Annotated in this window: 2 protein-coding genes; both read right to left on the bottom strand. The window is 34.5% G+C overall.

The genetic code is table 11. The annotated features are described in order from the left end of the window. Positions 1 to 209: exopolysaccharide biosynthesis protein (locus tag WOCAOBSORBRA_RS06050; protein ID WP_174516158.1), on the bottom strand; the 209-nt coding region annotated here is incomplete at its 3' end. A 90-nt stretch (positions 210 to 299) separates the two neighbouring features. Continuing rightward, the coding region (locus WOCAOBSORBRA_RS06045; RefSeq protein ID WP_174516157.1) for an exopolysaccharide biosynthesis protein at positions 300 to 741 on the bottom strand (442 nt) is incomplete at its 5' end.

The following is a 741-nucleotide window of genomic DNA, read 5'->3' as shown; positions in this document are numbered from 1 at the left end:
ATAGTTGTATAACCAGGTGGAACCGGTATAGGCACCGATAGCGGCAAGGAGAAGATGATTATTAAAATACCAAAACCACGCTCATGCAAAGCTGTTTTAATGTCAAACAAAGTTACTTTATCGCTATCATTGTTATTGGTATCTGCAACTTCTTTTAGAATATCAGAAGCTAATTTATCACTTTTAGTCAACTTATCATTTTTTGACACGAAAAACCTTTGATAAAAATAATTCTTAACACAATTATTGTTTTATTTCAATATACATTATTCATTTTGCGCTAGTAATTCGTTCTTTTGTTAAAGTGTTGTAAAGCTTTTAAGAAGAGAAAGTGCTCCGGTTATAAGTTGTGGTCCTTTGACTATTACAACAAGAGTAAGCAACAACGCGCACAATGATACTAAAACTCCCAATATGGATAGAAACCCGTCTTTACTCATAATGCTAAGTGAAATAAGAGTTGTGCCAATTGCAGGAAGGAAGTGAGTAAAAGGTAATGGAAGAGCTATTATTATTGCACAAAGCAACATCATAAAAGCCAGAATCTTCTCACCAGGCCCATAGAAAATGAAAGACAGTCTTGGCTTCATGAATTTTTCTATTTTTTCTAATACAGGGGAAGTTTTCTCTACCACAAGAGCTAGTGTTGAACGCTGAAAAGATCTTCTTTCTAGCCAACTGGGCATCCAAGGAGAATCAAATCCAAATAGAAGCTGCAGTGAGAATAAGATTAAAGGTATA

The organism is Wolbachia endosymbiont of Cardiocondyla obscurior (genome assembly GCF_902713635.1).
Lineage (GTDB): Bacteria > Pseudomonadota > Alphaproteobacteria > Rickettsiales > Anaplasmataceae > Wolbachia > Wolbachia pipientis.
This window is presented reverse-complemented; position numbering and strand designations above follow the sequence as displayed.